This window comes from Gemmiger formicilis, from assembly GCF_016901605.1.
Taxonomy (GTDB): domain Bacteria; phylum Bacillota; class Clostridia; order Oscillospirales; family Ruminococcaceae; genus Gemmiger; species Gemmiger formicilis_B.
Window position 1 is genome coordinate 1 of sequence record NZ_JACJKP010000928.1, and the last position, 219, is coordinate 219.

Below are 219 nucleotides of genomic sequence, written 5' to 3' on the forward strand. Positions count from 1 at the left end.
TACTGCTCATACAGTAGCTCCGCCACCGGATGAGACAGACATTCATAAATTTCCAACCGTTCCAACGGATTCCGGAAATCTTCTGCTTGAATATGAACGGTTGCCGCGCGGCGCCGGGCGGCAAAAGTCTGACCATGGCGCAGCAGATGCAAAACACCGGAAGTCTTGTCAGTGGAGAAGTGGTCCCTGGACGGGTACACCTGATAGAAAAGGCTTTTC

At 52.5% G+C, this 219-nt stretch carries 1 protein-coding gene; it reads right to left on the bottom strand.

Annotated features, from left to right (window positions below; all coding sequences use genetic code 11):
* Nucleotides 1–219 (bottom strand): hypothetical protein (locus tag H6B10_RS17290; protein ID WP_204652545.1); only part of this gene is annotated, 219 nt, incomplete at both ends.